The sequence below is a fragment of the Nostoc sp. UHCC 0251 genome (assembly GCF_034932245.1).
In the GTDB taxonomy this organism is placed as follows: Bacteria; Cyanobacteriota; Cyanobacteriia; order Cyanobacteriales; family Nostocaceae; genus Nostoc.
In genome coordinates this window covers 1-7,274 of the sequence record NZ_JAYGHD010000167.1, presented here as the reverse complement: position 1 = coordinate 7,274, position 7,274 = coordinate 1, and the positions used below count along the sequence as shown (strand labels likewise).

At 41.7% G+C, this 7,274-nt stretch carries 3 protein-coding genes; 2 read left to right on the top strand and 1 reads right to left on the bottom strand.

The features are described from left to right. Positions 1–509: 509 nt before the first annotated feature. Both VB740_RS16350 and VB740_RS16345 read left to right on the top strand, forming a co-directional pair. A complete protein-coding gene (locus VB740_RS16350) occupies positions 510–3,614 on the top strand; it encodes an esterase-like activity of phytase family protein (protein WP_416289979.1) in 3,105 nt (1,034 codons plus the stop codon). Positions 3,615–3,941: 327 nt separating this feature from the next. Then, entirely contained in the window at positions 3,942–6,734 is a 2,793-nt protein-coding gene (locus tag VB740_RS16345; RefSeq protein WP_323201019.1) for a beta-propeller fold lactonase family protein, read from the top strand. A 201-nt stretch (positions 6,735–6,935) separates the two neighbouring features. Here VB740_RS16345 and psb34 read toward each other — a convergent pair whose 3' ends face one another. Continuing rightward, positions 6,936–7,106 carry a photosystem II assembly protein Psb34 gene (gene psb34, locus VB740_RS16340; RefSeq protein WP_323201018.1) on the bottom strand — a complete coding sequence of 57 codons (171 nt, stop codon included), beginning with the start codon at positions 7,104–7,106 and terminating at the stop codon, positions 6,936–6,938. Positions 7,107–7,274: the final 168 nt, after the last annotated feature.

The following is a 7,274-nucleotide window of genomic DNA, read 5'->3' as shown; positions in this document are numbered from 1 at the left end:
CGAATCCCTGGTAATAGTGCGTTACGCTGTCGCTAACGCACCCTACGTATCTTTTTAAAAATCAAACCAGATTCCTATATTGCCATAAATATTACTTATTTGGGTGACTGGATTTTAATCATGTCTTCCAGTTAGCTTATTGTTTTCTTAAACTTCTAATGGAAACATCTTTATTGCTAGCTAAGTTCTCTCATAACTACTATCAACAAATTTCAATCTGTATCTCAGTCTTCTACACTCATTACTCACTAACACAGATTAGTGGTTGACATTTCATTTCTCAAGCTTTCGATAACTCTGAGAGAATACATTTACAAAAAATGCCTTTTCATTGTTAATGACGAAATCGGACTTAACGGACTTTCCCGAACTGTAGTGTTGTAATTCTGAAATTTCCCCGTAATTCCGGTTTTTAGCATGAGAACATGATTTCTTTTTCCCACAAGTAATGCAATGAGAGAACTTGAATAGTTTGCGAACCAGTTAAATCCAAATACCCAACCAACATTATAATTATGGCAATTGAGTTAGTAGGCTTTGCTTCTTTACCTGCTGATACCTATAGTGATGGACCTGCTTCTGGCGAGGGAATTTCAGCCAATGGCAGAACGGGGGCTTTTCCAGGACAGCCAATACAAGGCTTCAGTGGTGTACAGTTTGCTAATAATGACTCTTTATACTTTCTGTCAGATAATGGCTACGGCAGTAAAGATAATAGTGAAGACTTTCTGTTACGCATCCATCGTCTAAACCCAAATTTTAAAGGAACAGAAAATGGAGATGGCACTGTTAAAGTTTTAGACTACATTCAACTATCTGATCCCAATAACAAGATTCCTTTCCAAATAGTTAATGAAGAAAGTTCTGAGAGATTACTAACTGGTGCAGATTTTGATATAGAATCATTCGTCTTTGATAAAGACGGGACAATTTGGGTTGGAGAAGAGTTTGGCCCGTACCTACTGCATTTTGATGCCACTGGTAAGCTGTTAGAAGCTCCCATTGCTACACCTGACTTCTTCAAAACTTTAAATGGAGAAGCACCTAAAGTAATTGGTCACAGAGGTGCTAGTGGGGATCTTCCAGAACATACCCTACAAGCATACATACGAGCAATTGCAGACGGCGCTGATTTTATTGAGCCTGACTTAGTAGTTACAAAAGATGGTGTGTTAATTGCTCGTCATGAGCCTGCTTTGGCAATTTTGAATGCTGATGGCACTCTTAATTTAAGCAATACAACCACAGATGTTTACGATATTACCAAATATCCACAGTTTGCCGATCGCAAGAAAACAGTCAGCCTAGATGGAACTGAAATCACAGGTTGGTTTGCTGAAGACTTTACTTTAGAAGAAATCAAAACTTTAAGGGCCATACAGCGTGTACCTTTCCGCGACCAATCCTTCAATGGTCAATTTGAGATTCCGACGCTAGCAGAAATCATCGACTTGGTTAAGGAAGTAGAAGCCCAGACAGGTAAAAAGATTGGCATCTATCCCGAAACTAAGCATCCCACCTATTCTGCCGAAGAAGCAACCTATATAGGCACTACAGAGAAAATTAACAGAAACATCAGTGAGATACTGATTGATACACTCAAGGCGGAGAACTTCACTGATCCTAGCCGGATTTTCATCCAATCTTTTGAAGTCGGTAATCTCAAGGATCTGCACGATCGCATTATGCCAGAGGCAGGCGTAGATATTCCCCTGGTTCAACTTCTAGATGCAGCTGGAATTGAGCTAAACGGTGAGATCATAGAGACTCAGCCTTATGATTTTGAAGTCAGTGGCGACCTTCGGACTTATGGTGATTTACGGACTCCAGAAGGTTTGGCTGAAATCGCTACCTATGCTGATGGCATTGGCCCTTGGAAGCGCTTAATTGTTAGTGTCAAAGGTACTGATGCTAATAATGATGGTTTGGCAGATGATGTCAATGGCGATGGAACAGTAAATGATGCTGACAAAACGCTGTTACCTCCTACTACCTTAATTCAAGATGCTCACAATGCAGGTTTACAGGTTCATCCCTACACCTTCCGCAATGAAGACCTGTATTTAGCAGCAGATTACCAAGGTAATCCAGAACTAGAATATCAGCAGTTCTTTCAATTAGGGGTAGATGCACTCTTCACAGACTTTCCAGATACAGGGGATAAAGTTCGAGATTTCTTGAGTGATCCTCAGAATAACTTAGTGCGATCGCCACAAAACCCCGATGTTCTCTCAGGAGATGCTTTTGCTAACTTGGGTGGTTCCAAAGGTTTTGAAGGCGGAGCAATCAACGCCAGCAAAACTAAGCTCTACATGCTGCTAGAGGGTACGGTTCAAGGTGATCCTGCTGGTGCTTTGCGGATTAACGAATTTGACATTGCCAGCCGCGAGTACACCGATAATAAACTTTACTACAAGCTGGAAAATCCCGCGTATGCGATCGGGGATCTAGCAGTCATTAATGACAGTGAGTACTTAGTTATTGAGCGCGATGGTGGTCAAGGTGATTCTGCTCAATTCAAAAAGATTTTCAAAATAGACCTGTCTAAAACAGATTCTAATGGCTATGTAGTCAAAGAAGAAGTTGCAGACTTGTTGAATATTCAAGACCCCAACGACCTCAACGGAGATGGTAAAACCACCTTTGACTTTCCGTTTGTAACAATTGAAAATGTTTTGGTTGTTGACAAAAACACCATTTTGGTAGCTAATGACAACAACTATCCCTTCTCAACAGGTCGTCCTGGAGATGATCCTCAGAATCCAGTTATAGACAACAATGAAATTATTCTGTTGAAGCTGGAGAATCCCCTCAACCTCGCTCCTGATTTAGGTCAACCTCAAGCTGAAGAAATCAGGTTTGGCTCTATTACCAGCGATGATATTACAGTTCAGCCAAATCAAACTTTATTTACAGGCGACGGAGCAGACTTTGTAGAGGGTACTAAAGGTAACACAATCGTAGCTGGGAATGGTGAAGACACGGTATTGGTCGGTAGTGACTCCTCAGTGTCCACAGGAGACGGTAACGATCAAATCTTAATTGGCGCAAATGGCCCTGCTAGCAACATTAGTGCTGATGGTAGTGCTGGTGATGACGAAGTTACCGTAGTTGAAGCCAATGGTGGTAATAATTTGTTTGGGGCAGCAGGTAACGATACTTTGATAGTAGTTGAAGGAACTCGCCAACTGTCCTTCGGTGGCTCAGGTAACGATACTCTCAAGAGTCAAGGTAGCAATAACCGTCTCTATGGTGGTTCTGGAGATGACAAACTCTTCTCCAATGTGAATGATTCCCTGTTTGGTGGCGATGGTGATGATATTTTATTTGCTGGTCAAGGAGGCGGTAATCGCCTCAGTGGTGGTGCTGGTGCTGACCAATTCTGGATTGCTAACGCCAGTCTGCCAACTAGCAAGAACATTGTGACTGATTTTGCGATCGGGATTGATAAAATCGGGCTGGGCGGTATTGTCCTCAACGATCTCACGGTATTGCAACAGGGTAGCGACACTCTCGTGAAAACCGGAAATATAGAGTTGGCTTCATTACTTGGAGTTACCTCAACAACCCTTACAGCAAATGATTTCGCTTTTTCTGCTAGTGTCGTGGCTTAGTTATTAATTTTTCAATTTCATACAGCTTATTTAGCAACCTCATCTCGCTTGCGGGATGGGGTTTTTTAATTTGTGGAAATAATATAGTTCACCTACTTTAGTGCCTATTACAAGCTTAAATTTACACCTTATTTGTAACACTTACGTAATTCATGTATATGTAGATGCGATCGCTAATAAAGCCTTTGCATCAGTTCTAATCTGGATATTCTAAGCGTATTTACTGAAGTTTTGTCGATATTTATACAATAAACTGTATAGTGCATTACTCGCCTTGCTAGCAAAGAATATTACTTTTACTAACTATTTTGCAATTTCAAGACAAACATGATGCAGAAAATTCTGAATTTCGTGGAAATTCAAAAAGATGGCACAAACAATGTCGATGGGCTTGATAATGCCATCTTTGTTACCCTCAGCCCCGATGGTAAGTTCCTGTATGCCACTGGATATAATGACTCAGCGGTGGCGGTGTTTGAGCGGGATGAGCAAACAGGTCAGCTAAGTTTCGTAGAAATTCAAAAAGATGGCACTAACGGTGTCGATGGAATTGGTGGTGCTAACTCCCTCACCGTCAGCCCAGACGGCAAATTCCTCTATGCCAGTGGATATGATGACTCAGCAGTGGCGGTATTTGAGCGGGATACGACTACAGGTCAACTGAGTTTCGTAGAAATTCAAAAAGATGACACTAACGGTGTCGATGGGCTTAGTGGCGTTTACTCCCTTATCATCAGCCCAGACGGTAAATTTCTGTATGCCAGTGGGTATGGTGACTCAGCGTTGGCAGTGTTTCAGCGGGATACGACTACAGGCCAACTGAGTTTCGTAGAAGTTCAAAAAGATGACACTAACGGTGTCGATGGGCTTAGTGGCGCCGAATCTTTGACCATCAGCCCTGATGGCAAATTCGTCTATGCTGCTGCATATGGTGACTCAGCAGTGGCGGTGTTTGAGCGGGATACGACTACAGGTCAACTGAGTTTCGTGGAAGTTCAAAAAGATGACACTAACGGTGTTGATGGAATTGGTGGTGCTTCCTTCCTGACCCTCAGTCCGGACGGTAAATTCCTCTATGCTGCTGGATATGATGACTCAGCTGTGGCAGTGTTTGAGCGAGATACGACTACAGGTCAGCTGAGTTTCGTGGAAGTCCAGAAAGATGGCACAGATGGTGTCGATGGGATTGGTGGTGCTAACTCCATCACAGTCAGCCCAGACGGTCAATTACTCTATGTCGGTGGATTGATTGATTCAGCGGTGGCGGTGTTTGAGCGAGATACGACCACAGGTAAGCTGAGTTTCTTAGAAGTTCAAAAAGATGACACAGATGGTGTCGATGGGCTTGGTGGTGTTTACCATATTACAGTCAGCCCGGACGGTAAATTTCTCTATGCAGCTGGACAAAATGACTCAGCAATAGCGGTGTTTAGTGCGCCTTTCAACAATGCGCCAGAGGTGGCAAATGAAATTCAAGATCAAGAAGCTACCGAAGATAGTGTCTTCAACTTTATTGTTCCAGTTGAAACCTTCAGCGATGCAGATGTTGGAGATATCCTGACTTACACTGCAACTCTGGCAAATGATGATTTACTACCGACTTGGTTGAACTTCAATTCTACTACCCTTACCTTCAGTGGCACTCCGACAAATAACGATGTGGGTAGTTTAGACATCAAAGTTATCGCTGAAGATATTGCTGGAGATGAAGTCAGTGATGTATTTACACTTGTAGTTGCTGAAAAGAATTTTGAACCGACAAATTTAATATTTACCGCTATCAGCGATGACGACGATGATGACGACGATGATGATGACGATAGTGGTAGTGGCGACGGAGATGATGATGACGATGATGATCAAAAAATCATTGGTTTCTTCACAACCACTGACCCAGACCAAGACGATGAACACACTTATAGTTTAGTAGCGGGTACTGGCGATACTGATAATGGTGCATTCATCATTGAAGGAGATAGCTTAAAAATTAAATCTGACGCGACTAAATCTAGTTATAAAATCCGCGTTCGCACTACTGACCTTGGTGGACTTTCTTTTGAAAAGGATTTAGCTGTTAATATTGATGGCTTTGGGTTTACTACAAATACCCAGATAACAACTATTTTCCAACTGGTCAATATTACTCAAAATATCTTTACCGTCAAAAGTAAAGTTAAGGGTGGCAAAGGAAAACTCTCTATTAAGATTAAAAACAACAGTGCTAAAGAGGTGAATGAACTGTGTGTATTTGCTGTTGACGATGATGAAGGTAGAATTAACGGCATAGCCCCTGGTGCAGAGGGTTATACGCGAGTTGCTTTAGAGCGTTCAAAGGTGATTTTATCCTCCATTGCGAAACTGCCCAAGGGTTTTAAAAACGATGATCTGAAAAATATCTTAGAATTCGAGTCTGGTACAAAACTTAGATTCTATCTGGTATCCAACAGTACTACTCAGGCTGTACTGTCTGGAAAAACTTCTTTCTCAAGTGTCGTTTTTTCCTCAGCTACAAATAACAATATAGGAGAGGAAGGGTTTTCTCTCAACTTCCAGAATCTCACAGTGACGGTTCAAGCAACAGAAGAAGAGGTATCTTTAGGTACTGGTCTGCAAGGCAAATATCAAGGCCAACTGATTGATTTACGAAGTGTGACACAGTTAGTAACGGCTGAGTTTACAGTCAACAGAGAAGCATCTTACAACAACTTTGTCGGCTTCTATAAGGTGGCTGATGAGAATGGTGGTATTGACACCAATGGTGATGGCAAAGCAGATATTCTCGTGGGGCAGGCTGGTTATGCCCAAGCTGCTGTGCGTGGGCGTGTTGAAGGTATTGACTTGGCAGTGGGCAACCAAGGTAGAGCAAATTATACTGGCACTTTCGGGGCGAATTCTTTGTTTGCACCATTTATTATTGTGGATGGTAAACCCGATGCAATTCTCAATGGCAATAGCAATAAGAAAGTCTACTTCTCATTCTTGGGTGCTAACTCAGATAAAGTAGATCACATTCGACTATTGGGAAATAACACCTTTGGTTTTGAGGATCTACCAATTGGCGGTGACAAAGATTACAACGATATGATTGTGCAGGTAAAATTGAGTGTCAATGTTGCCTAGTATCAAAGGCGAGTAATTACTTAGCAAAATCAAACAACCTCATCCGAGTTGCGGGGTGGGGTTATTTTGTAGCGATCGCAATTATATTACAACGTCGCCGTTTGAGTTGGTGTAAAACGCAAAAAACCCCGGCGAAACTAACCGAGGTAAGAGAGAAGTATGAATGACAATGAGATACAGCGATACCGAAATTAGAAAATCTTAGCTAACGCTAAAACCAACCAAAACTAAAGTTGTGACAATTAAAGTCGCAAAAAGACTCTGCAAAACATATTTACGTTGTTCCCAAATTGCTGGGTACTCGGCGTAGTAAATCTTGGGTTCGGCTGCGTAGTTATTGAGGATACCATCTTCATTTACAGTGGTGTACATAGTTTTTTCTTTTTTTATTTACTTATGTAACTAAATTTAACAATATTGTTACAAAACGTCAAGAGGACTTGACAAAAAAAGGCTGATGATTTTAATAAACGTTACCTATCAGGCAATACAGTTCAGATAAAACCAAAACACTTGTAGAGACGGCGATTTATCGCGTCT